Consider the following 23,612-nt stretch of genomic DNA (forward strand, 5'->3'; position numbering starts at 1 on the left):
TCCTGTGACGCTTGCTCAACCTCACCGCGATTTGCCTGCCCCGACGCGGACGTTATTGCTCTCCGGCCAGAACATAGAACAAAAACGTGCCGAGTTGCTGGCCTATTTTCATCAGACCTGGGAACAGTATGAAAGTCTGTTCACCTGTCTGGCCGATTCAAAGGCCTGGTTTACGAAAGCCATTCCGCTGCGCCATCCATTGATCTTCTATTTTGGCCACACCGCTACCTTTTACATTAATAAGCTGATGGCCGGACGTCTTATTGATGCGCGTCTGGACGATCGCATCGAAGCGATGATGGCGATTGGTGTTGATGAGATGAGCTGGGATGATCTCAACGACAGCCACTATGACTGGCCGACCATTGAGGAAGTCCGTGCATACCGCGGGCGCGTTAAAGCGCTGGTCAGCGATCTGATCCAGACCATGCCGATCACGCTGCCACTCAGCTGGGAGAGCCCGGCATGGGTGATCCTGATGGGGATTGAGCATGAGCGTATTCATCTGGAAACCTCCAGCGTGCTTATCCGCCAGCTACCCGTTGAGTGGGTCAGACCACAGGCCGCGTGGCCGGCATGCCCGATGGCACGCCACCAGCGCGAGGCTGTTCCGGCCAATACCCTGCTGCCGATGCCCGGTGGCACCCTTACGCTGGGGAAAACCGACGACACCTACGGCTGGGATGTCGAATATGGCCGCCAGCAGGTTACGCTGCAGCCGTTCCAGGCGAGCAAAATGCTGGTCAGCAACGCGGAATTTCTGGCGTTCGTTGAGGCTGGCGGTTATCAGGATGCCCGCTGGTGGGATGACGAAGGCTGGGGCTGGTGTCAATTTGCCAAAGCAGAAATGCCCACCTTCTGGGTCGGCACGCCTGCGATGCCCGATCAGCTTAAACTGCGTCTGATGTGTGAAGAGGTCGCAATGCCATGGGACTGGCCTGCCGAGGTCAATCAGCTGGAAGCGGCGGCCTTCTGCCGCTGGAAAGCGAATCAGACCGGCATGAGTGTTCAGCTCCCCTGTGAAGCAGAATGGGCTCAGCTACGCGAACAGATCGCGGGCGATCAGCCAGACTGGGATCGGGTGCCGGGCAACATCAACCTGGCGTACTGGGCTTCCTCCTCGCCGGTCGACCTCTTCGCGCAGGGCGAATTCTTCGATATCGTCGGTAACGTCTGGCAGTGGACGACTACGCCGACCAATGGCTTTGAAGGCTTCAACGTTCACCCGCTGTACGATGATTTCTCCACTCCGACCTTTGATGGCAAACATTCGCTGATCAAAGGCGGCAGCTGGATCTCAACCGGCAACGAAGCGCTGAAATCAGCCCGCTATGCGTTCCGCCGCCACTTCTTCCAGCATGCCGGTTTCCGCTACGTAGTTTCCAGCCATCAGGAGACGATGGCGCCAAACCCGTATGAATCTGACGCGATGGTGTCGCAGTACCTCGACTTCCAGTATGGCCCGCGCTATTTCGGTGTGGACAATTATGCCGAAAGCCTGGTGAAGCTGGCGCTGGACTACACAACGGCACGTGGCGAAGCCCTTGATATCGGCTGTGCCACCGGACGCGCCAGTTTTGAGCTGGCTCGCCACTTTGAACGCGTCACCGGGATGGACTACTCGGCGCGCTTCATTGATGTGGCGCTGCAGCTGGCCAGCGGCGAAGACTTCCGTTATCTGCTGCCACAGGAAGGCGACCTGGTGGAGTATCGTCAGGTTCGCCTGAAAGATTTCGCACTGGAGAGCGAACTGGCGCAGCGGATTCAGTTTGTTCAGGGGGATGCCTGTAACCTCAAACCTCAGCCTGGCCGTTACGACCTGGTACTTGCCTCCAACCTGATTGATCGTCTGCGCCAGCCTGCGCGCTTCCTGCGTGATGTCACGCCGATGCTGCGTCAGGGCGGTATTCTGCTGCTCTCATCCCCTTATACCTGGCTGGAAGATTTCACACCGAAAGAGAACTGGCTGGGCGGTGTACGTGAGAACGGTGAGGCACTGACGACGCTGCAGGCACTGCAACGTCTGCTGGCGGCCGACTTCGACCTGGTCGATGAACCGCAGGATAAACCGTTTGTGATCCGCGAAACGGCCCGCAAGTTCCAGCATACGCTGGCGCAGGTCACCGTCTGGCGCAAACGCTAAGTGAACCGGCAGCGGCGCCCGTCGCTGCCGGGAGTTGCCTGAACCGTTATTTTGCTGCACATTCACCGTTGTTTACTCAAGCAGACCCATAACGAGGATGGCCATGGCCGAACATCTGCAGCTCGATAACCTGGATCGCGGCATTCTGAATGCCCTGCTGGATAATGCGCGCACCGCTTACGCCGAGCTGGCAAAACAGTTTAATGTCAGCCCGGGCACCATTCATGTGCGTGTGGAAAAAATGAAGCAGGCGGGCATCATCCTGGGAACACGGGTTGATATCGATCCGCGCCAGCTGGGGTTTGATGTCTGCTGCTTTATTGGCATTATCCTTAAGAGTGCGCGTGACTATCCGGCGGCGCTGAGCAAACTGGATGCGCTGGATGAAGTGGTTGAAGCCTGGTACACCACCGGCCACTACAGCATTTTTATTAAAGTGATGTGCCGCTCAATTGACGCCCTGCAGCAGGTCCTGATCAATAAGATCCAGACCATCGATGAAATTCAGTCCACAGAAACGCTGATCTCCCTGCAAAACCCGATCATGCGCACCATCAAGCCCTGATCCTCTTTTCCTTGTGCATAATCTTATCCCTGACGAATGTGGCGGCTGACAACAGCTGCATTCGCTTCTTCTGATCTATTAACCCTGTTGTCCACAGGTGGATCACCGCTTGATCACAGCGTACAATGCTCGCCTTAATGTCCGGGAGAGCAAGATGGCCGATATTACCTTAATCAGTGGCAGTACTCTGGGTAGCGCAGAGTATGTGGCTGAACATCTCGAAGAAAAATTACAGGAAGCGGGCTTCTCAACCCAGATGCTGCATGGTCCGGCGCTGGATGAGGTGCCGCACGAGGGTATCTGGCTGGTGGTCTGCTCAACCCACGGTGCTGGCGATATTCCTGACAACCTTCTGCCCCTGTTCGAGGCCATCACGGAAAGCAAACCCGATCTCTCGCAGGTGCGGTTTGGTGCTGTCGGACTCGGCAATCATGAATATGATCTCTTTTGTGGCGCGATCCGCCAGATTACAGCGCTGTTAATTGCTCAGGGTGCCCGTCAGATCGGCGATCGCCTTGAGATCGACGTGCTGGAGCATGAGATTCCTGAAGATCCCGCAGAAGCCTGGCTGGAAAGCTGGAAAAACGCGATCTGAAGGGGGCTGGGGATCGCGAAATAGTCACGATCCCCAGTGGAAGATGCTGATTTTATCCTTTTCCCTCCTTTTATTTTGTGGATAACTACCCTGTTTTGTTGCGTATAACCGGTAGTTATCCAGATAACAACGGGAGAACGATTTTTGAGCTGTGGATAACAGTCCATTTTGATCCCAGCTTATACGGATCAGGATCACCGATCACTCACAGGTAGTGATCCTCTCTATCCTGTTGTTTCTGAGGTGCTTCTGACACATATCCACAGAAAAGCGGGATCCTAATAAGAGATCTAACAGAAAGATCATATACAGATCTAAGATCCTTTCTTTTAAAACCGGACGATCCCGCGGCTTTCACCCCAGACGGAATTTGAGTAGAATCCACGCCCCAGGACGACGATCCTGCAAGTTCATCAACCGAGGTACCACTTCATGTTTTATCAGGATCCTTTTGACGTCATCGTAATTGGTGGTGGTCATGCGGGCACCGAAGCCGCAATGGCGGCAGCCCGAATGGGTCAGCAAACCCTGTTACTCACCCATAACATTGATACGCTTGGACAAATGTCCTGTAACCCGGCGATTGGTGGTATTGGCAAAGGACATCTGGTGAAGGAAGTGGATGCCCTGGGTGGTCTGATGGCCAGCGCAATTGACCAGGCCGGTATCCAGTTTAGGATACTAAACGCCAGCAAAGGCCCGGCGGTACGGGCGACCCGTGCTCAGGCTGACCGCGTGCTCTATCGGCAGGCGGTGCGAACGGCACTGGAGAACCAGCCTAATCTGATGATCTTCCAGCAGGCGGTTGACGATCTCATCGTGGAAAACGATCGTGTGGTCGGTGCCGTCACGCAAATGGGACTGAAGTTCCGTGCCAAAACGGTGGTCCTCACCGTCGGTACTTTCCTTGATGGCAAAATTCATATCGGTCTGGACAATTACAGTGGCGGTCGCGCTGGCGATCCCCCGTCCATTCCGCTGGCAAAACGACTGCGTGCGCTGCCGCTGCGGGTAAACCGCCTCAAGACCGGTACGCCACCGCGTATCGATGCGCGCACCATCGATTTTTCAGTGCTTAGCCCGCAGCATGGCGATGACCCCATGCCGGTGTTCTCGTTCATGGGCAATGCGTCTCAGCATCCACAGCAGGTGCCTTGCTGGATCACGCACACCAATGAGAAAACCCATGAAGTGATCCGCAATAACCTGGATCGCAGCCCGATGTATGCCGGGATCATCGAGGGAATCGGCCCACGCTACTGCCCGTCGATCGAAGACAAAGTTATGCGTTTTGCCGATCGTAACTCGCATCAGATCTTCCTGGAGCCGGAAGGGCTGACCAGTAATGAGATCTACCCGAACGGTATCTCAACCAGTCTGCCGTTTGATGTACAAATTCAGATCGTCCGATCGATGCAGGGCATGGAGAATGCAAAGATCGTGCGTCCGGGGTATGCCATTGAGTATGACTTCTTCGATCCGCGCGATCTAAAACCGACGCTGGAGAGCAAGTTTATTCATGGCCTGTTCTTTGCCGGACAGATCAACGGCACGACCGGTTACGAAGAAGCGGCAGCGCAGGGGATGCTGGCGGGTCTGAACGCGGCTCGTCAGTCTGCTGACAAAGAGGGCTGGGCACCGCGTCGCGATCAGGCTTATCTGGGCGTACTGGTTGACGATCTCTGCACGCTTGGCACTAAAGAGCCGTACCGGATGTTTACCTCCCGTGCTGAATACCGTCTGATGCTGCGCGAAGACAACGCCGATCTGCGTCTGACCGAAACCGGCCGTGAACTGGGTCTGGTGGATGATGCGCGCTGGGCGCGTTTCAACGAGAAGCTGGAAGCGATTGAACAGGAGCGTCAGCGTCTGCGGGATATCTGGGTTCATCCAAAGTCTGAGCACGTGACCGAAGTGAACACGGTTCTCAGCGCGCCGCTGACCAAAGAAGCCAGCGGTGAAGATCTGCTGCGCCGTCCTGAGCTGACCTATCTGAAGCTGATGACACTGGATGCCTTTGGTCCGGCTCTGGCTGATGAGCAGGCCGCTGAGCAGGTTGAGATTCAGGTCAAATATGAAGGTTATATTGCGCGTCAGCAGGAAGAGATTGATCGCCAGCTGCGTAATGAGAACACACTGTTGCCAGTGGAGCTCGACTACCGCCATGTGAACGGGCTGTCGAATGAGGTGATCGCCAAACTGAACGATCACAAACCCGTGTCAATTGGTCAGGCGACACGTATCTCCGGCATAACACCGGCGGCGATCTCAATTCTGCTTATTTATCTGAAAAAACAGGGTCTGCTGCGTAAAAGCGCCTGATCTGAAACGGGGCGTGGCGACACGCCCCCGCTGAATGGAATTATGTTGTGATCAACACACTCACATCGCTGCTAAAGGCAGCCAGTATTTCCCTCTCCGATCAACAAAAACAGCAGCTGGTTGCCTATGTCGGCCTGCTGGATAAGTGGAACAAAGCCTACAATCTGACATCTGTGCGCGATCCTGAGCAGATGCTGGTCCGTCATATCCTCGATAGCATCGTGGTGGCACCGCATCTGAAAGGCTCACGTTTTATTGATGTGGGAACCGGTCCCGGACTGCCGGGTATTCCGCTGGCTATCGTAATGCCTGATGCGCACTTTACGCTGCTCGACAGTCTGGGCAAACGGGTGCGCTTTCTGCGTCAGGTTCAGCATGAGTTAGGACTCACTAACATTACTCCGGTCCAGAGTCGGGTTGAAGCGTTCCCGGCTGAGCCGCCTTTTGATGGCGTTATCAGCCGTGCATTTGCGTCACTGACCGATATGGTGAACTGGTGTCATCACCTGCCAGGAAGGGAAGGGCGCTTCTTCGCGCTTAAAGGCGTGCGTCCGGACGATGAAATTGCGGAATTACCGGCTGGCTATGTTTCTGATGACGTCATTAAGCTGCAGGTGCCGCAGCTGGAAGGTGACCGTCATCTGGTCATCATTCGTCATCAGTAGCCCTTCAGTTAGCAGGGGCTTTTATCAGGGTTCTGATGAAAAAAGTGCAGATAATGCGCTATCGATAAAAGATTTTGTTTAAGCCCTGGCGGAATGAAGGTTAAAAACAGCGACGGAAATTATCCGAAAAGCTCTGTTACATTTAACGATTGGTTCACATTTAATTATCAGAAATATCACTTGTATAGGTGGGCCGCGGAATAAAAGTAGTCACGCCAGAAAATATATCGCGGTAATAACTTTGCGTGCGTAATATCAATTTCACGTTTCTTAAGCATACTTCGATGTCAATAGCGTGTTTTTGATGAAAATAGACTTGCACACGCAATTTTATAATTTCAAGACAATGATTTTTAAGGATTAATCTGTTTTACAGATTGTTCTTAAATAGGTTGAAGATAAAACTCAGTGTAGTGTGAGTGCTTATTATGTGATCTAAAGCACGCTTTAAAAGCAAGTTGCGCGTGAAATTTCAGTCAGATTAGTGCGAATCTCCGCAGGGTAATCTTTGGAAAAATAGCCCTCCGGAAAGAAATTTAAATAATTGTTCACCTTTTCGCTACTTACCGATTGAAATCGCAGGTGCGGCCCGTATAATTTGCACGGCTTTTGCTGCTTGACTCAACTGCGCAAAGGCAGTCTTATACGACACGCGACATACCCCTAACGGGGCAGGAGAGTATCAGCGTCATGTCAGTGTCTCTTTACAGTTTAAAATTCGCCCGAACGGTGCTGATGATTCAGCTGGTGACGATAGTCATCATCGGCGCACTCTTTACTGTTAAAGATGTCACCTGGGGTGTCTCTGCTCTTGCGGGTGGAGCGGCAGCCTGGCTGCCAAACGTAATGTTTTTGTTTTTAGCCTGGCGCCTGCAGGGGCAATCCCCCACTTCGGGGCGAGTCGCGTGGAGCTTCGCTTTAGGTGAAATAGCTAAAGTGTTTGCGACCATCATTTTGCTCATTGTGGCGTTGGGTCTGTTCGGCGCGGTCTTCTGGCCGGTCGGAATAACCTGGTTATCGGTGCTGGTGGTACATATTCTGGCACCGGCGGTAATTAACAACAAAGGGTAAGAGGCATCATGGCTGCAGGAGAAATCTCTACTCCGCAAGAGTACATTGGTCACCACCTGACACATCTTCAGTTGGACCTGCGTACCTTCGAGTTAGTGAATCCGCACGACGCTCCCGCGACGTTCTGGGTATTAAATATCGATTCCATGTTTTTCTCTATGGTGCTGGGAATCATCTTCCTGGTGTTGTTCCGTAGCGTGGCGAAGTCTGCCACCAGCGGTGTGCCAGGGAAAATGCAGGCGGCTATCGAACTGGTTGTCGGTTTCGTTGATAGTAACGTGCGCGACATGTATCACGGTAAGAGCAAACTTATCGCCCCGCTGGCTCTGACAATTTTTGTCTGGGTCTTCCTGATGAACTTCATGGATCTGCTGCCAATCGACCTGCTGCCATATATTGGTGAGCATGTGTTGGGGTTACCGGCGCTGCGCGTCGTACCGTCTGCAGACGTGAACATCACGCTATCTATGGCGTTGGGCGTATTTATTTTGATTCTGTTCTACAGCATCAAAATGAAAGGCATTGGCGGCTTCACGAAAGAGCTGACGCTGCAGCCTTTTAACCACCCGATCTTCATCCCGATCAACCTGATTCTGGAAGGTGTGAGCCTTCTGTCTAAGCCTGTATCACTGGGTTTACGACTGTTCGGTAACATGTATGCGGGTGAACTGATCTTTATCCTTATTGCCGGTCTGTTGCCGTGGTGGTCGCAGTGGGTGCTGAATGTGCCGTGGGCCATTTTCCACATCCTGATCATTTCGCTACAGGCTTTCATTTTCATGGTCCTCACGATCGTCTATCTGTCGATGGCATCTGAAGAGCATTGATTTTTTTCTCAACACTACTTTCCCGCTTGATTCCGGGTGGCAGCGCACCACGCTGAGGCCCGGAAGATTAAGGGAGCATTTAACTGAAACAAACTGGAGACTGTCATGGAAAACCTGAATATGGATCTGCTGTACATGGCTGCCGCTGTGATGATGGGCCTGGCGGCAATCGGTGCTGCGATCGGTATCGGCATCCTCGGAGGAAAATTCCTGGAAGGCGCTGCTCGTCAGCCTGACCTGATTCCTCTGCTGCGTACGCAGTTCTTTGTTGTAATGGGTCTGGTGGATGCAATCCCGATGATCGCTGTTGGTCTGGGTCTGTACGTGATGTTTGCTGTCGCCTAAAGCCCTGTGTTCACTCAGCGCACAATGTGCAAGGGTGAACGGATTCTGCCGCTTATCACGTTGATAACGGCAGAAAAGTTAAATACTCAATCTAGAGGCATTGTGCTGTGAACATTAATGCAACAATCCTCGGCCAGGCTATCGCGTTCATCCTGTTTGTCGCGTTCTGCATGAAGTACGTATGGCCGCCGCTGATGGCTGCTATCGAAAAGCGCCAGAAAGAAATTGCTGAAGGCCTTGCTTCTGCTGAACGTGCCAAGAAAGATTTGGATCTCGCGCAGGCTAATGCGACCGACCAGCTGAAAAAAGCCAAAGAAGACGCTCAGGTCATTATCGAGCAAGCGAACAAGCGTCGCGCGCAGATTCTGGATGAAGCCAAAACCGAAGCTGAAAACGAACGTAATCGCATCGTGACACAAGCGCAGGCTGAAATTGACGCCGAGCGTAAACGTGCACGTGAAGAACTGCGTAAGCAGGTTGCGTTGCTGGCTATGGCTGGCGCCGAGAAGATCATCGAACGCTCCGTGGATGAAGCTGCTAACAGCGACATCGTTGATAAACTGGTCGCTGAACTGTAAGGAGGGAGGGGCTGATGTCTGATCTGATTACTGTAGCTCGCCCCTACGCCAAAGCAGCTTTTGACTTTGCTGTTGAGCATCAAAGTATAGAACGCTGGCAACAGATGCTGGCGTTTGCCGCAGAAGTGGCTCGCAATGAACAGATGGCTGATCTTCTCTCAGGTGCATTAGCCCCTGAAGCGCTGGCAGCGTCGTTTAACGCAGTCTGTGGTGATCAACTGGATGAACCCGCACAGAACCTGATTAAGGTGATGGCGGAAAACGGACGTTTGACAGCGCTTCCGGCTGTACTGGCTCAGTATATCGAACTGCGTGACGCTCATGAAGCCACCGCTGAAGTCGATGTTATTTCCGCCAGTACGCTGAGTGACGACCAGCTGAATAAAATCAGCGCCGCGATGGAAAAACGTCTGTCACGCAAAGTTAAGCTGAATTGCAAAATTGATAAGTCTGTGATGGCAGGCGTGATCATCCGTTCGGGTGATCTGGTTATTGATGGCAGCGTACGCGGCCGTCTTGACCGTCTGGCTGACGTCTTGCAGTCTTAAGGGGACTGGAGCATATGCAACTGAATTCCACCGAAATCAGCGAACTGATCAAGCAGCGCATTGCTCAGTTCAATGTCGTGAGTGAAGCTCACAACGAAGGTACGATTGTTTCTGTAAGTGACGGTATCATCCGCGTACACGGCCTGGCCGATGTCATGCAGGGTGAGATGATTGCCCTGCCGGGTAACCGTTACGCTATCGCCCTGAACCTCGAGCGTGACTCGGTTGGTGCAGTGGTGATGGGTCCGTACGCTGACCTCGCCGAAGGCATGAAGGTTAAGTGTACTGGCCGTATTCTTGAAGTACCGGTAGGCCGTGGCCTGCTGGGCCGCGTCGTGAACACCCTGGGTGCACCTATCGACGGTAAAGGCGCAATCGACAACGACGGTTTCTCACCGGTCGAAGTGATTGCACCTGGCGTTATCGATCGTCAGTCAGTCGACCAGCCGGTTCAGACCGGTTATAAGTCGGTCGATGCGATGATTCCAATCGGCCGTGGCCAGCGTGAGCTGATCATCGGTGACCGTCAGACCGGTAAAACCGCGATGGCGATCGATGCGATCATCAACCAGCGTGACTCAGGCATCAAGTGTGTCTATGTTGCGATTGGTCAGAAAGCCTCAACCATCTCTAACGTGGTTCGTAAGCTGGAAGAGCATGGCGCACTGCAGAACACCATCGTTGTTGTGGCGTCTGCTTCTGAATCCGCTGCACTGCAGTATCTCTCTCCGTACGCAGGTTGTGCGATGGGCGAATACTTCCGTGACCGCGGTGAAGATGCGCTGATCGTATACGATGACCTCTCCAAGCAGGCTATCGCTTACCGTCAAATCTCTCTGCTGCTGCGCCGTCCACCAGGCCGTGAAGCATTCCCTGGCGACGTGTTCTATCTCCACTCTCGTCTGCTGGAACGTGCATCACGCGTAAGCGCTGATTATGTTGAGCGTTTCACTAATGGCGCAGTGACAGGTAAAACCGGTTCACTGACCGCGCTGCCGATCATCGAAACCCAGGCGGGCGACGTTTCTGCGTTCGTTCCGACCAACGTAATCTCGATTACTGATGGTCAGATCTTCCTGGAATCGAACCTGTTCAACTCCGGTATTCGTCCGGCTGTTAACCCAGGTATTTCGGTATCCCGCGTAGGTGGTGCTGCACAGACCAAGATCATCAAGAAACTGTCCGGTGGTATCCGTACCGCGCTGGCACAGTATCGTGAACTGGCGGCGTTCTCGCAGTTCGCCTCTGATCTGGACGATGCAACCCGCAAACAGCTGAGCCATGGTCAGAAAGTGACCGAGCTGCTGAAGCAGAAACAGTATGCGCCGATGTCTGTCGCGCAGCAGGGTCTGGTTCTGTTCGCTGCAGAGCGTGGCTACCTGAACGACGTTGAACTGGCAAAAATTGGCAGCTTCGAAGCTGCGCTGCTGGCCTTCGCCGATCGCGACCACGCTGAGCTGATGGCTGAAATCAACCAGTCGGGTAACTTTAACAACGATATCGAAGCGAAGCTGAAAGGCCTGATCGATACGTTTAAAGCAACCCAGTCCTGGTAATGTCTGGCGGCTTGTCTGAAAAGGCAGGCCGCAAGGCTTTGAGGAGAAGCTAATGGCCGGCGCAAAAGAGATACGAAGCAAGATTGGAAGCGTGAAAAACACGCAGAAGATCACCAAAGCGATGGAAATGGTCGCCGCCTCCAAGATGCGTAAAACGCAGGAACGCATGGCGGCCAGCCGTCCGTATGCAGACACCATGCGCAAAGTGATTGGTCACCTTGCGTTGGGTAATCTGGAATACAAGCACCCTTACCTGGAACAGCGCGACGTGAAGCGCGTCGGCTACCTGGTCGTTTCTACAGACCGCGGGCTTTGTGGTGGTTTGAACATTAACCTGTTCAAAAAATTACTGGCGGATATGAAGTCCTGGTCCGATAAAGGCGTGCAGAGCGATCTGTCGATTATCGGTTCAAAAGGGGCGTCATTCTTCAGTGCAGTAGGTGGCAACATCGTGGCGCAAGTCAGCGGCATGGGCGATAAACCTGCCCTGTCTGATCTGATTGGCCCGGTAAAAGTGATGTTGCAGGCGTATGATGAAGGCCGCATCGACAAACTGATGATCGTCAGTAACAAGTTCAATAACACCATGTCTCAGACTCCGACCATCACCCAACTGCTGCCGTTAGCGCCAGCGGAAGGTGAAGAAGAGATGAAGGCGAAGACCTGGGATTACCTGTACGAACCCGATCCGAAAGCGCTGCTGGATACCCTGCTGCGTCGTTATGTCGAATCGCAGGTTTATCAGGGTGTGGTGGAAAATCTGGCCAGTGAGCAGGCCGCACGTATGGTAGCGATGAAAGCCGCAACCGATAACGGCGGAAATCTGATCAAAGAGCTGCAGTTGGTTTACAACAAAGCTCGTCAGGCCAGCATCACCCAGGAACTTACCGAGATCGTCTCGGGGGCCTCCGCGGTTTAACCAGGTTTGGAATTAGGTAGAGGATTCAAGATGGCAACTGGAAAGATTGTCCAGATTATCGGCGCCGTTGTTGACGTCGAATTCCCTCAGGACGCGGTACCGCAAGTGTACAGCGCCCTCGAGGTTATGAATGGTGATGCGCGTCTGGTGCTGGAAGTACAGCAGCAGCTGGGCGGCGGCGTAGTACGTACCATCGCAATGGGTACGTCTGACGGCCTGAAGCGTGGTCTGAACGTCAACGACCTGCAGAAACCGATTCAGGTACCGGTCGGTAAAGCGACTCTGGGCCGTATCATGAACGTTCTCGGCGAGCCAATCGATATGAAAGGCGAGCTGAAAGAAGAAGATGGCAGCGCAGTAGAGATCGCCTCTATTCACCGCGCAGCGCCTTCTTATGAAGATCAGTCTAACTCGCAGGAACTGCTGGAAACCGGCATCAAGGTTATCGACCTGATGTGTCCGTTTGCCAAAGGCGGTAAAGTGGGTCTGTTCGGTGGTGCGGGTGTAGGTAAAACCGTCAACATGATGGAACTGATCCGTAACATCGCAGCTGAACACTCAGGTTACTCAGTGTTTGCTGGTGTGGGTGAGCGTACTCGTGAGGGTAACGACTTCTACCACGAAATGACTGACTCAAACGTTATCGACAAAGTTGCTCTGGTCTATGGCCAGATGAACGAGCCGCCGGGTAACCGTCTGCGCGTAGCCCTGACCGGTCTGACCATGGCGGAAAAATTCCGTGATGAAGGCCGCGACGTTCTGCTGTTCATCGATAACATCTACCGTTATACCCTGGCCGGTACAGAAGTCTCTGCACTGCTGGGTCGTATGCCATCTGCGGTAGGTTACCAGCCAACGCTGGCAGAAGAGATGGGTGTGTTGCAGGAGCGTATTACCTCCACCAAGACCGGTTCAATCACTTCCGTACAGGCCGTTTACGTCCCTGCGGATGACCTGACTGACCCGTCACCAGCAACCACCTTTGCGCACTTAGACTCAACGGTAACGCTGAGCCGTCAGATCGCATCTCTGGGTATCTACCCGGCCGTTGACCCACTGGACTCTACCAGCCGTCAGCTGGATCCGCTGGTTGTTGGTCAGGAACACTATGATGTTGCGCGTGGCGTTCAGTCACTGCTGCAGCGTTATCAGGAACTGAAAGACATCATCGCCATCCTCGGTATGGATGAGCTGTCTGAAGAAGACAAACTGCTGGTGGCACGTGCGCGTAAGATTCAGCGCTTCCTGTCTCAGCCGTTCTTCGTTGCGGAAGTATTCACCGGTTCACCGGGTAAATACGTTACGCTGAAAGACACTATCCGTGGCTTTAAAGGCATCATGGAAGGTGAGTTTGACCACCTGCCAGAGCAGGCCTTCTACATGGTTGGCGCCATCGAAGAAGCCGTGGAAAAAGCGAAGAAACTGTAATAACGGTTTCCCGGGAGGAAGATTATGGCTATGACTTATCACCTGGATGTGGTCAGCGCAGAGGAGCAGTTGTTCTCTGGTCTGGTACAGAAGATTCAGGTGTCAGGTAGCGAAGGTGAACTGGGGATTTTCCCTGGCCATGCGCCGCTGCTGACTGCCATTAAGCCTGGAATGATCCGTATCGTGAAACAGCACGGCGAAGAGGAGTATATCTACCTCTCTGGCGGCGTGCTGGAAGTGCAACCAGGCAGCAGCACCGTTCTGGCCGATACCGCGATTCGCGGTACCGATCTGGACGAAGCGCGCGCGCTGGAAGCAAAACGCAAAGCAGAAGAGCACATGAACAGCAGCCATGGTGACGTGGACTATGCTCAGGCCTCTGCCGAGCTGGCGAAAGCCATTGCTAAACTGCGCGTGATCGAACTGACCAAAAAAGCGATGTAATCCAGCTTTATGCGTCACGAAATGCCAGCCCTCGGGCTGGCATTTTTTTTGCCTGCGGCGCCCGATCTGCCTGTCCGCCTAATTTCGGCCTGAGAAAAATGTAGTAATCTCAACCTCAAACCGTTTTACTTTCACCCGTAAAAATTCACTCAGGATAGTTATGTCTAACAGTGCGATGAGTGTGGTGATCCTTGCAGCTGGCAAGGGCACCCGTATGTATTCCGATCTGCCTAAAGTTCTGCATACGCTGGCAGGCAAACCGATGGTTCAGCACGTCATTGATGCCGCCAAAGGGCTGGGCGCACAGCATGTGCATCTGGTTTATGGTCATGGCGGCGATCGCCTGAAAGCGACCCTCACTGACAGCACGCTTAACTGGGTGCTGCAGGCCGAGCAGCTCGGCACCGGCCATGCTATGCAGCAGGCTGCCCCTGCTTTTGCAGATGATGAAGATATCATGATGCTCTATGGCGACGTGCCGCTGATCACGCAGGCGACATTGCAGCGTCTTCGCGAAGCAAAACCGCAGGGCGGCATCGGCTTACTCACCGTGGTACTGGATGACCCTACCGGCTATGGCCGCATTGTGCGTGAAAACGACACCATTACCGGCATTATCGAACAGAAAGATGCCAGCCCGGCGCAGCTCACTATTAAAGAGATCAACACCGGCATTCTGATCGCCAACGGGGGCGACTTAAAACGCTGGCTGGCGCAGCTCACTAACAATAATGCGCAGGGTGAGTATTACATCACCGATATTATCGCGCTGGCGCATCAGGAAGGCCGGGTGATCAACGCGGTCCATCCGGCACGCATCAGTGAAACGGATGGTGTCAATAACCGGCTGCAGCTGGCGACATTAGAACGCACTTACCAGGCTGAACAGGCGGAAAAACTGCTGCTGGCCGGCGTAATGCTGCGCGATCCGGCCCGTTTTGATCTGCGTGGAACGCTGACCCATGGACGGGATGTTGAAATCGACACCAACGTCATTATTGAAGGCCAGGTCACGCTGGGCTCGCGCGTCAAAATTGGCGCGGGCTGCATTATCAAAAACAGCGTGATTGGCGATGACTGTGAAATCAGCCCCTATACGGTGATCGAGGATGCTAATCTCGCCACCGCCTGTACCGTTGGGCCTTTTGCCCGTCTGCGTCCTGGCAGCGAGCTGGCGCAGGCCGCCCACGTGGGTAACTTCGTCGAAATGAAGAAAGCGCGTCTGGGTAAGGGTTCGAAAGCGGGTCACCTCTCCTACCTGGGTGATGCAGAGATTGGCGACAACGTGAATATTGGTGCAGGCACGATCACCTGTAACTACGATGGCGCGAATAAATTTAAAACTGTGATTGGCGATGACGTGTTTGTCGGCTCGGATACGCAGCTGGTGGCACCAGTCAATGTCGCGCCAGGCACCACCATCGCGGCAGGTACTACCGTTATGAGGGATGTGCCTCAGGCTGGTCTGGTTTACAACCGCAAAGAGCAGAATCACAAAGCGGACTGGCAGCGTCCGGTGAAGAAAAAATAAATTTTTTAACGGCCCGCTTTATGCGGGCCGATGCAGTGCAGTGCCAAAACTATAATCCCCACTCTCTACAAGGCTCGGGGAACCGGCAAAGCCGGATATCAGGTCGCATGACAACAGAAGTGGCGAAAAGCCATGTAGTCAGGAAAACATCATTATGTGTGGAATTGTTGGTGCAGTAGCACAACGCGATATCGCAGAAATTCTGCTGGAAGGTCTGCGTCGTCTTGAGTATCGCGGATATGATTCGGCCGGTCTGGCCGTGGTCGATCGTCAGGGGCACGTCACGCGCCTGAGACGTTTAGGGAAAGTGCAGAAGCTGGCAGAAGCCGCTGAACAGCAGCCGCTGATTGGTGGCACCGGCATCGCGCACACGCGCTGGGCAACCCATGGCGAGCCGTCGGAAGCGAATGCGCATCCGCACATCTCAGAGCACATTATCATTGTGCACAACGGCATCATTGAAAACCATGAGCCGCTGCGCGCTGAGCTGATCGCGCGCGGCTACGTCTTTGCCTCTGAAACCGACACCGAAGTGGTGGCGCATCTGGTTCACTGGGAGCAGAAGCAGGGCGGTTCACTGCGCGAAGTGGTGTTGCGTGTGATTCCACAGCTGCGCGGTGCCTATGGCATGGTGATCATGGACAGCCGCGATCCCTCACTGCTGGTGGCGGCCCGTTCCGGCAGCCCGCTGGTTATTGGTCGTGGGATGGGTGAAAACTTTATCGCTTCGGATCAGCTGGCCCTGCTGCCAGTGACCCGCCGCTTTATCTATCTGGAAGAGGGTGATATCGCCGAGATCAGTCGTCGTGATGTCACGATTATTGACCGCGAAGGCAACACCGTGACGCGTGCCGAGATCGAATCTAATCTGCAATATGATGCCGGTGACAAAGGTATTTACCGTCACTACATGCAGAAAGAGATCTACGAACAGCCGATGGCGCTGAAAAGCACCCTGAGCGGTCGGTTCAGCCAGGGTCAGGTTGATCTCAGCGAACTGGGCGCGGGCGCAGAAGCGCTGCTGAGCCAGGTAGAGCATATCCAGATTATCGCCTGTGGCACCTCCTACAACTCTGGCATGGTGTCACGCTACTGGTTTGAGTCGCTGGCTAACCTGCCCTGTGATGTGGAGATCGCTTCTGAGTTCCGCTATCGCAAGTCAGCGGTGCGCAAAAACAGCCTGCTGATCACCCTGTCGCAGTCGGGTGAAACGGCAGATACCCTGGCAGCACTGCGTCTCTCTAAAGAGCTGGGCTACCTGGGGTCACTGGCGGTCTGTAACGTAGCCGGTTCGTCACTGGTGCGGGAATCTGACCTGGCGCTGATGACCAAAGCGGGCACCGAAATTGGCGTCGCCTCCACCAAAGCATTCACTACCCAGTTAGCGGTGCTGCTGATGCTGGTGGCGAAACTGGGCCGTCTGAAAGGCATGTCTGCCGAGACTGAGCATGAGATCGTTCATGCACTGCAGGCATTGCCGAACCGGATTGAGCAGATGCTGGCGCAGGATAAGCTGATTGAGAATCTGGCAGAAGGCTTCTCTGACAAGCATCACGCGCTGTTCCTGGGGCGTGGCGATCAATACCCGATTGCCATGGAAGGGGCGCTGAAGCTCAAGGAGATCTCCTACATTCATGCGGAAGCCTACGCGGCAGGCGAGCTGAAACATGGCCCGCTGGCGCTGATTGATGCGGACATGCCGGTGATCGTGGTGGCACCTAACAATGAACTGCTGGAGAAGCTCAAATCCAACATCGAAGAGGTACGCGCTCGCGGCGGCCTGCTCTATGTGTTTGCGGATCAGGATGCGGGCTTCAGCGACAGTGACGGCATGAAGATTATTCCGTTACCGCACGTTGAAGAGGTGATTGCCCCCATCTTCTACACCGTGCCGTTGCAGTTACTTTCCTATCACGTTGCCCTGATCAAAGGGACCGACGTCGATCAGCCACGTAACCTGGCAAAATCGGTTACCGTGGAATAACCTGGTGGGCCCCGTCGCGGGCCCACTTCATTCCGGCTCTCTGTCATATAACTGTCATATTTCGTACATTTCACTGTCATCAAACTGTCCTATTTTCCCTCCTGCAGCAATCACAGACTCTTACTAAAACGGCCCCAAGCCTGACTTTTCTCCCCTGGAGGGAACATGACACTGATGCGTAGCACCGTAGCCCGAATCCTCGCCACCACCTTCGCCGTAAGCGCGGTATCTGCTTTTGCGGCCACCGATCTCACTGGCGCAGGCGGGACGTTCCCGGCGCCGGTTTATGCCAAGTGGGCAGCAGAATATCAGCAAGCCACCGGTAGCAAAATTAACTACCAGGGCATCGGTTCATCTGGCGGCGTTAAACAGATCATCGCCAAAACCGTTGATTTCGGTGCGTCCGATGCGCCAATGAAAGATGAAGATCTGCAGAAAAATGGCCTGTTCCAGTTCCCTACCGTGATCGGTGGTGTGGTACTGGCAGTTAACCTGCCCGGTATCAAGTCAGGCCAGCTGACGCTGGATGGCAAGACCGTTGGCGATATCTATCTCGGCACCATCAAAAAGTGGAACGACCCGGCGATCGCCAAACTTAACCCGGGCGTGAAACTGCCGGAAACCAACATCAACGTGGTGCGTCGCGCTGATGGTTCAGGCACCTCATTCGTCTTCACCAGCTATCTGGCGAAAGTGAACCAGGACTGGAACAGCAAAATTGGTAAAGGCAACACCGTTAACTGGCCAGTGGGTCTGGGCGGTAAAGGCAACGACGGCGTCGCCGCGTTTGTTCAGCGTCTGCCGGGTTCAATCGGTTATGTTGAATATGCCTACGCTAAACAGAACAACCTGACCTACACCAAACTGATGGATGCTGATGGTAAAGCGGTGGCACCAAGCGAAACCAGCTTCAGCAATGCCGCGAAAGGCGCAGACTGGAGCAAATCGTTCGCACAGGATCTGACCTTCCAGAAGGGCGCTGATGCCTGGCCAATCTCCTCAACCACCTTCATTCTGATCTACAAAGACCAGGCGAATGCGGCCAAAGGCGCTGAAGTACTGAAGTTCTTCGACTGGGCTTACAAGAAAGGCAGCAAAACCGCCACTGCGCTGGATTATGCTGCGCTGCCAGAGAGCGTGACCGAGCAGATTCGCGCCGCCTGGAAAGCCAACATCAAAGACAGTTCTGGTAAAGCGCTTTATCAGTAATTGACCGACCCTGACCGGGCAGCGGTCCGGTCAGACCCAACGGGCGGCTCATGCCGCCCTGATAACTTCTGAAGACTGAGACTTCTATGGCTGCAACGAAGCCGGCATTCAAAGCCCCGGGTAAACAAGGTGATAAGATTTTTGGCGCGCTGGTCAGACTGGCTGCGCTGATTGTACTGTTACTGATGGGCGGCATTATTGTTTCCCTGATCATCTCCTCGTGGCCCAGCATCCAGAAGTTTGGTTTCGCCTTTTTGTGGACCAAAACCTGGGATGCACCCAACGAACAATTTGGTGCACTGGTACCGATCTACGGCACCCTTGTAACCTCCATCATTGCCCTGATTATTGCCGTGCCGGTGAGTTTCGGTATCGCGCTGTTCCTGACTGAACTCTCACCCGCCTGGCTGCGTCGCCCGCTGGGCACGGCTATTGAGCTGCTGGCGGCTATCCCGAGTATCGTTTACGGCATGTGGGGCCTGTTTGTTTTCGCGCCGCTGTTCGCCGAATATTTTCAGACGCCGGTTAATGACGTGATGTCGGGCATTCCGATTGTCGGCGAACTCTTCTCCGGCCCCGCTTTTGGTATCGGTATTCTTGCGGCAGGGGTGATTCTGGCAATCATGATCATCCCTTACATCGCTTCGGTGATGCGCGACGTGTTTGAACAGACCCCGGTGATGATGAAAGAGTCTGCTTACGGTATCGGCTGCACCACCTGGGAAGTGATCTGGCGCGTCGTACTGCCCTTTACCAAAAATGGCGTGATTGGTGGTGTGATGCTGGGACTGGGTCGTGCGCTGGGCGAGACCATGGCGGTCACCTTTATTATCGGCAACACCTACCAGCTCGACAGCCCGTCGCTGTTTATGCCGGGTAACAGCATTACCTCAGCACTGGCTAACGAGTTTGCAGAAGCGGAGTCGGGCGTGCATGTTGCCGCGCTGATGGAGCTGGGACTGATCCTGTTTGTGATTACCTTTATCGTGCTGGCGATTTCAAAGCTGATGATTATGCGACTGCAGAAAAGTGAAGGAGCGCGCTCATGACCACGATTGAAATTCAGGCGCGTGCCGAACTGGACGCATCGCGCCGTAAAATGCAGTCCTGGCGCAGTACTAAAAATAAAATTGCGCTGACGCTGTCGCTGCTGACCATGGCATTTGGTCTGTTCTGGCTGGTGTGGATCCTGTTTACCACCGTCACGCGCGGCGTAGATGGGCTTTCCTGGTCCCTTTTCACTGAATCAACGCCACCGCCGAATACCGCGGGCGGCGGTCTGGCGAACGCCCTGGCGGGCAGTGGATTGCTGATTTTCTGGTCTACATTTTTTGGTACGCCGCTGGGCATCATGGCGGGTATTTACCTGGCTGAATATGGTCGCAAATCGGCGCTGTCAGAAGTGATTCGCTTTATTAACGACATTCTGCTTTCAGCACCCTCCATTGTGGTCGGCCTGTTCGTCTACACCCTGGTGGTGGCGAAGATGCAGCACTTCTCCGGCTGGGCCGGGGTGATTGCACTGGCTCTGCTGCAGGTGCCCATTGTGATTCGTACCACTGAAAACATGCTGCGTCTGGTGCCAGACAGCATGCGTGAAGCCGCTTATGCGCTCGGCACGCCCAAGTGGAAGATGATCTCGGCCATCACCCTGAAAGCCTCGGTCTCCGGCATCATTACTGGCGTGCTGCTGGCGATTGCCCGCATCGCAGGTGAAACAGCCCCGCTGCTGTTTACGGCACTGTCGAACCAGTTCTGGAGCACCGACATGATGCAGCCGCTGGCGAACCTGCCGGTCACCATCTTTAAATTCGCCATGAGCCCGTTTGCCGAATGGCAGAGCCTGGCCTGGGCGGGTGTGCTGATCATTACCCTTTGCGTGCTGTTGCTGAACATTGTCGCGCGGGTCATTTTCGCCAAAGGTAAACACGGTTAACTTCCGGCGCGGCCCTGAGCGGCGCCGTATAAGAGAGATGAATTATGAGTATCGCGACAGCATCAGCCGATAAAATTCAGGTCCGTAATCTGAACTTCTATTACGGCAAGTTTCATGCGCTGAAGAACATCAATCTGGATATCGCTAAGAATGAGGTGACCGCGTTTATCGGGCCCTCGGGCTGTGGTAAGTCTACCCTGCTGCGTACCTTCAATAAGATGTACTCACTCTATCCGGAGCAGCGGGCCGAAGGGGACATTCTGCTGGATGGCGAAAATATTCTGGCGACACAGCAGGATATCGCGCTGCTGCGCGCCCGCGTCGGCATGGTGTTTCAGAAGCCGACACCGTTCCCGATGTCGATCTATGACAACATCGCTTTCGGCGTGCGTCTGTTTGAAAAGCTGTCACGTGCCGATATGGATGAGCGCGTACAGTGGGCGCTGACCAAAGCGGCGCTGTGGAATGAAACCAAAGACAAGCTGCATCAGAGCGGTTACAGTCTTTCCGGCGGCCAGCAGCAGCGTCTGTGTATTGCCCGCGGCATCGCGATTCGTCCGGAAGTCCTGCTACTGGATGAACCCTGCTCCGCGCTGGACCCCATCTCCACCGGCCGTATCGAGGAGCTGATCACCGAGCTGAAGCAGGATTACACTGTGGTGATCGTGACGCACAACATGCAGCAGGCAGCACGCTGCTCTGACCATACCGCTTTCATGTACCTGGGCGAACTGATTGAGTTCAGCGATACTGACACGCTGTTCACCAAGCCCGCGCAGAAGCAAACCGAAGACTATATTACTGGCCGCTACGGCTGATCTGACAGGAGAACGACATGGATAATCTGAATCTGAATAAGCACATCTCCGGTCAGTTCAATGCCGAACTGGAGCATATCCGTACCCAGGTGATGATCATGGGCGGCATGGTCGAGCAGCAGCTGACTGATGCTATTACCGCGATGCATAATCTGGATGGCGAACTGGCGCAGCGGGTGATCGACGGCGACCAGAAGGTCAACATGATGGAAGTGGAGATTGATGAAGCCTGCGTGCGCATCATCGCCAAACGTCAGCCAACCGCGATCGATTTGCGTCTGGTGATGGCGATCATCAAAACGATCTCCGAGCTGGAGCGCATTGGCGATGTGGCGGAGAAGATCAGCCGCACGGCGCTGGAGAAGTTTGGTCAACAGCATCTTCCGCTGCTGGTGAGCCTTGAGTCGCTGGGACGTCACACCGTGCAGATGCTGCATGATGTGCTCGACGCCTTTGCACGTATGGATCTCAATGAAGCGATTACCATCTACCGCGAAGATAAGAAGGTGGATAAAGAGTATGAAGGCATTGTTCGTCAGCTGATGACCTACATGATGGAAGATCCGCGCACGATTCCCAGCGTGCTGACGGCACTGTTCTGCGCCCGCGCCATTGAGCGCATCGGTGATCGTTGCCAGAACATCTGCGAAATCATCTTCTATTTCGTCAAAGGTCAGGATTTTCGTCATGTGGGCGGGGATCGGCTCGATGAATTACTGTCGGGTGACGATGGCAGCAACAAACCTTCCTGATACACCTTATCCCTGTGCCAGACAGGCGCAGGGATAAGCCTTTCTGATTGGTCACCTCCTGAACTCTCTTTATAATTGCGGCACTTTACTCTCTGAGGTGCGCAATGATGTCTCCTTCTCCCCAATCTAAACCGGGCGTAACGCCGGGCAAAGCGATGCTGGCTGCGGTCAGCGGTTATGCCATGGATGGATTTGACCTGCTGATACTCGGGTTTATGCTGCCGGCTATCAGTGTTTCGCTGGCGCTCAATCCATCACAGGCAGGATCGCTGGTGACCTGGACGCTGATCGGCGCGGTCATCGGTGGCATCGTCTTTGGTCATCTCAGCGACCGTTATGGTCGCATCCGCATGCTGACCGTCACGATTCTGGTCTTCTCTATCTTTACCGGCCTGTGCGCGGTGGCGCAGGGCTACTGGGATCTGCTCGCCTGGCGAACGCTGGCAGGTGTGGGGCTGGGCGGCGAGTTTGGGATCGGTATGGCGCTGATTGCCGAAGCCTGGCCTGCGGAGAAGCGTAATCGTGCCTCAGCCTGGGTCGGTATCGGCTGGCAGCTGGGCGTGCTGATGGCGGCCTTTATCACGCCACCGCTACTGAATATTATCGGCTGGCGTGGCATGTTCCTGGTTGGTTTGTTGCCTGCGCTGGTCTCGTTCGCCATTCGTCGCGGGATGGGAGAACCTGAGGCGTATCAGCGACAGGTTAAACATGTGCCGTCACTCTCGTTTCCGGCACGCCTGAAGCTGCTGGTCCGCGATCGCGCTACCGCTAAAGCCAGCCTGGGCATTTTTATCCTCTGCTCCGTCCAGAATTTTGGCTACTACGGGCTGATGATCTGGATGCCGAGCTACCTCTCCTCCAGCTTTGGTTTCAGCCTGACAAAATCGGGCCTCTGGACCGCCGTGACCGTCGTCGGCATGACCTTTGGCATCTGGCTGTTTGGCGTGCTGGCTGATCGCTTTGCACGCTGGAAAATTTTCCTGCTCTATCAGTTTGGCGCTGTCGTGATGGTGGTGGTCTATGCGCAGCTGCGTGACCCGAACATCATGCTCTTTACCGGCGCCATCATGGGAATGTTTGTTAACGGCATGATTGGCGGCTATGGGGCGCTGATTTCCGATACCTTCCCGCCACAGGTACGTGCCACCGCGCAGAACGTCCTGTTCAACCTTGGGCGTGGCGTAGGCGGTTTTGGTCCGGTCGTGATTGGCCTGCTGGCGAGCCAGTTCTCGTTCACAGCGGCGATTACCCTGCTGGCGCTGATTTATCTGCTGGATATTGTGGCAACGCTGTTCCTGCTGCCGAAGAAACAGAGTCAGGAAGATACGCTGGGGGCCATTGGCTGATGCTCACCTGAAGCAGGAGCTGTGACTGTC

The 23,612-nt window shown here is 54.4% G+C and carries 22 protein-coding genes; all 22 read left to right on the top strand.

Translation table 11 applies throughout. The features are described 5' to 3' along the window. Positions 1 to 4 precede the first annotated feature (4 nt). Entirely contained in the window at positions 5 to 2,143 is a 2,139-nt protein-coding gene (ovoA, locus tag Q7C21_RS11110; protein WP_375150724.1) for a 5-histidylcysteine sulfoxide synthase, read from the top strand. A gap of 103 nt (positions 2,144 to 2,246) precedes the next feature. Then, positions 2,247 to 2,708, top strand: a complete 462-nt coding sequence (gene asnC, locus Q7C21_RS11115; RefSeq protein WP_003849496.1) for a transcriptional regulator AsnC — start codon at positions 2,247 to 2,249, stop codon at positions 2,706 to 2,708. A 154-nt stretch (positions 2,709 to 2,862) separates the two neighbouring features. Next, entirely contained in the window at positions 2,863 to 3,303 is a 441-nt protein-coding gene (gene mioC / locus Q7C21_RS11120) for an FMN-binding protein MioC (protein ID WP_003849498.1), read from the top strand. Positions 3,304 to 3,735: 432 nt separating this feature from the next. After that, positions 3,736 to 5,625: a tRNA uridine-5-carboxymethylaminomethyl(34) synthesis enzyme MnmG gene (gene mnmG, locus Q7C21_RS11125; protein ID WP_003849500.1), complete on the top strand. Its 1,890-nt coding sequence runs from the start codon at positions 3,736 to 3,738 to the stop codon at positions 5,623 to 5,625. Between the two features lie 47 nt (positions 5,626 to 5,672). Further along, entirely contained in the window at positions 5,673 to 6,290 is a 618-nt protein-coding gene (gene rsmG / locus Q7C21_RS11130; protein WP_003849501.1) for a 16S rRNA (guanine(527)-N(7))-methyltransferase RsmG, read from the top strand. A gap of 690 nt (positions 6,291 to 6,980) precedes the next feature. Then, a complete protein-coding gene (gene atpI / locus Q7C21_RS11135) occupies positions 6,981 to 7,361 on the top strand; it encodes a F0F1 ATP synthase subunit I (RefSeq protein WP_003849503.1) in 381 nt (126 codons plus the stop codon). 8 nt (positions 7,362 to 7,369) lie between these two features. Beyond that, positions 7,370 to 8,188: a F0F1 ATP synthase subunit A gene (atpB, locus tag Q7C21_RS11140; RefSeq protein WP_003849506.1), complete on the top strand. Its 819-nt coding sequence runs from the start codon at positions 7,370 to 7,372 to the stop codon at positions 8,186 to 8,188. A gap of 105 nt (positions 8,189 to 8,293) precedes the next feature. Further along, on the top strand, positions 8,294 to 8,533 hold the full coding sequence (gene atpE, locus Q7C21_RS11145) for a F0F1 ATP synthase subunit C (RefSeq protein ID WP_003849523.1): 240 nt from the start codon (positions 8,294 to 8,296) through the stop codon (positions 8,531 to 8,533). A gap of 107 nt (positions 8,534 to 8,640) precedes the next feature. After that, entirely contained in the window at positions 8,641 to 9,111 is a 471-nt protein-coding gene (atpF, locus tag Q7C21_RS11150) for a F0F1 ATP synthase subunit B (RefSeq protein WP_003849528.1), read from the top strand. Between the two features lie 14 nt (positions 9,112 to 9,125). Next, positions 9,126 to 9,659, top strand: a complete 534-nt coding sequence (atpH, locus tag Q7C21_RS11155) for a F0F1 ATP synthase subunit delta (protein ID WP_003849530.1) — start codon at positions 9,126 to 9,128, stop codon at positions 9,657 to 9,659. A gap of 14 nt (positions 9,660 to 9,673) precedes the next feature. Beyond that, positions 9,674 to 11,215 (top strand): F0F1 ATP synthase subunit alpha, encoded by a 1,542-nt coding sequence (atpA, locus tag Q7C21_RS11160; RefSeq protein WP_003849532.1) that lies wholly within the window; start codon positions 9,674 to 9,676, stop codon positions 11,213 to 11,215. A 52-nt stretch (positions 11,216 to 11,267) separates the two neighbouring features. Beyond that, positions 11,268 to 12,134 (top strand): F0F1 ATP synthase subunit gamma, encoded by an 867-nt coding sequence (gene atpG, locus Q7C21_RS11165; RefSeq protein ID WP_003849534.1) that lies wholly within the window; start codon positions 11,268 to 11,270, stop codon positions 12,132 to 12,134. 30 nt (positions 12,135 to 12,164) lie between these two features. Beyond that, the gene (atpD, locus tag Q7C21_RS11170) at positions 12,165 to 13,562 is read left to right on the top strand and encodes a F0F1 ATP synthase subunit beta (RefSeq protein ID WP_008926373.1); all 1,398 of its coding nucleotides are present in this window, start codon (positions 12,165 to 12,167) and stop codon (positions 13,560 to 13,562) included. Positions 13,563 to 13,586: 24 nt separating this feature from the next. Next, the gene (locus Q7C21_RS11175; RefSeq protein WP_008926374.1) at positions 13,587 to 14,006 is read left to right on the top strand and encodes a F0F1 ATP synthase subunit epsilon; all 420 of its coding nucleotides are present in this window, start codon (positions 13,587 to 13,589) and stop codon (positions 14,004 to 14,006) included. A gap of 160 nt (positions 14,007 to 14,166) precedes the next feature. Beyond that, positions 14,167 to 15,537 carry a bifunctional UDP-N-acetylglucosamine diphosphorylase/glucosamine-1-phosphate N-acetyltransferase GlmU gene (gene glmU, locus Q7C21_RS11180; RefSeq protein ID WP_039658676.1) on the top strand — a complete coding sequence of 457 codons (1,371 nt, stop codon included), beginning with the start codon at positions 14,167 to 14,169 and terminating at the stop codon, positions 15,535 to 15,537. A 154-nt stretch (positions 15,538 to 15,691) separates the two neighbouring features. Then, positions 15,692 to 17,521: a glutamine--fructose-6-phosphate transaminase (isomerizing) gene (gene glmS, locus Q7C21_RS11185; protein ID WP_039658675.1), complete on the top strand. Its 1,830-nt coding sequence runs from the start codon at positions 15,692 to 15,694 to the stop codon at positions 17,519 to 17,521. 165 nt (positions 17,522 to 17,686) lie between these two features. Continuing rightward, the gene (gene pstS / locus Q7C21_RS11190) at positions 17,687 to 18,730 is read left to right on the top strand and encodes a phosphate ABC transporter substrate-binding protein PstS (RefSeq protein WP_003849544.1); all 1,044 of its coding nucleotides are present in this window, start codon (positions 17,687 to 17,689) and stop codon (positions 18,728 to 18,730) included. Between the two features lie 86 nt (positions 18,731 to 18,816). Next, positions 18,817 to 19,779 (top strand): phosphate ABC transporter permease PstC, encoded by a 963-nt coding sequence (gene pstC, locus Q7C21_RS11195; protein WP_003849546.1) that lies wholly within the window; start codon positions 18,817 to 18,819, stop codon positions 19,777 to 19,779. Next, on the top strand, positions 19,776 to 20,666 hold the full coding sequence (pstA, locus tag Q7C21_RS11200) for a phosphate ABC transporter permease PstA (RefSeq protein WP_003849548.1): 891 nt from the start codon (positions 19,776 to 19,778) through the stop codon (positions 20,664 to 20,666). The genes pstC and pstA overlap by 4 nt, the downstream gene beginning before the upstream one ends. A gap of 44 nt (positions 20,667 to 20,710) precedes the next feature. After that, positions 20,711 to 21,484 (top strand): phosphate ABC transporter ATP-binding protein PstB, encoded by a 774-nt coding sequence (gene pstB / locus Q7C21_RS11205; protein WP_003849550.1) that lies wholly within the window; start codon positions 20,711 to 20,713, stop codon positions 21,482 to 21,484. Positions 21,485 to 21,501: 17 nt separating this feature from the next. Then, positions 21,502 to 22,236, top strand: coding sequence for a phosphate signaling complex protein PhoU (gene phoU / locus Q7C21_RS11210; RefSeq protein ID WP_003849553.1), 735 nt, complete (start codon positions 21,502 to 21,504; stop codon positions 22,234 to 22,236). Positions 22,237 to 22,340: 104 nt separating this feature from the next. Then, positions 22,341 to 23,582, top strand: a complete 1,242-nt coding sequence (locus Q7C21_RS11215; protein ID WP_003849555.1) for an MFS transporter — start codon at positions 22,341 to 22,343, stop codon at positions 23,580 to 23,582. Positions 23,583 to 23,612 lie beyond the last annotated feature (30 nt).

It is taken from the genome of Pantoea sp. ANP04, assembly GCF_041982285.1.
GTDB lineage: Bacteria > Pseudomonadota > Gammaproteobacteria > Enterobacterales > Enterobacteriaceae > Pantoea > Pantoea eucalypti.

Bases quoted from the DNA above. Each gene is read 5' to 3' on its own strand.
- Q7C21_RS11175 (WP_008926374.1), top strand. From the start codon at position 13,587: ATGGCTATGACTTATCACCTGGATGTGGTCAGCGCAGAGGAGCAGTTG.
- atpH (WP_003849530.1), top strand. From the start codon at position 9,126: ATGTCTGATCTGATTACTGTAGCTCGCCCCTACGCCAAAGCAGCTTTT.
- glmS (WP_039658675.1), top strand. From the start codon at position 15,692: ATGTGTGGAATTGTTGGTGCAGTAGCACAACGCGATATCGCAGAAATT.
- Q7C21_RS11215 (WP_003849555.1), top strand. From the start codon at position 22,341: ATGATGTCTCCTTCTCCCCAATCTAAACCGGGCGTAACGCCGGGCAAA.
- pstC (WP_003849546.1), top strand. From the start codon at position 18,817: ATGGCTGCAACGAAGCCGGCATTCAAAGCCCCGGGTAAACAAGGTGAT.
- atpA (WP_003849532.1), top strand. From the start codon at position 9,674: ATGCAACTGAATTCCACCGAAATCAGCGAACTGATCAAGCAGCGCATT.
- atpB (WP_003849506.1), top strand. From the start codon at position 7,370: ATGGCTGCAGGAGAAATCTCTACTCCGCAAGAGTACATTGGTCACCAC.
- atpE (WP_003849523.1), top strand. From the start codon at position 8,294: ATGGAAAACCTGAATATGGATCTGCTGTACATGGCTGCCGCTGTGATG.
- pstB (WP_003849550.1), top strand. From the start codon at position 20,711: ATGAGTATCGCGACAGCATCAGCCGATAAAATTCAGGTCCGTAATCTG.
- atpD (WP_008926373.1), top strand. From the start codon at position 12,165: ATGGCAACTGGAAAGATTGTCCAGATTATCGGCGCCGTTGTTGACGTC.
- asnC (WP_003849496.1), top strand. From the start codon at position 2,247: ATGGCCGAACATCTGCAGCTCGATAACCTGGATCGCGGCATTCTGAAT.
- glmU (WP_039658676.1), top strand. From the start codon at position 14,167: ATGTCTAACAGTGCGATGAGTGTGGTGATCCTTGCAGCTGGCAAGGGC.
- pstA (WP_003849548.1), top strand. From the start codon at position 19,776: ATGACCACGATTGAAATTCAGGCGCGTGCCGAACTGGACGCATCGCGC.
- atpI (WP_003849503.1), top strand. From the start codon at position 6,981: ATGTCAGTGTCTCTTTACAGTTTAAAATTCGCCCGAACGGTGCTGATG.
- pstS (WP_003849544.1), top strand. From the start codon at position 17,687: ATGACACTGATGCGTAGCACCGTAGCCCGAATCCTCGCCACCACCTTC.
- mioC (WP_003849498.1), top strand. From the start codon at position 2,863: ATGGCCGATATTACCTTAATCAGTGGCAGTACTCTGGGTAGCGCAGAG.
- phoU (WP_003849553.1), top strand. From the start codon at position 21,502: ATGGATAATCTGAATCTGAATAAGCACATCTCCGGTCAGTTCAATGCC.
- mnmG (WP_003849500.1), top strand. From the start codon at position 3,736: ATGTTTTATCAGGATCCTTTTGACGTCATCGTAATTGGTGGTGGTCAT.
- atpG (WP_003849534.1), top strand. From the start codon at position 11,268: ATGGCCGGCGCAAAAGAGATACGAAGCAAGATTGGAAGCGTGAAAAAC.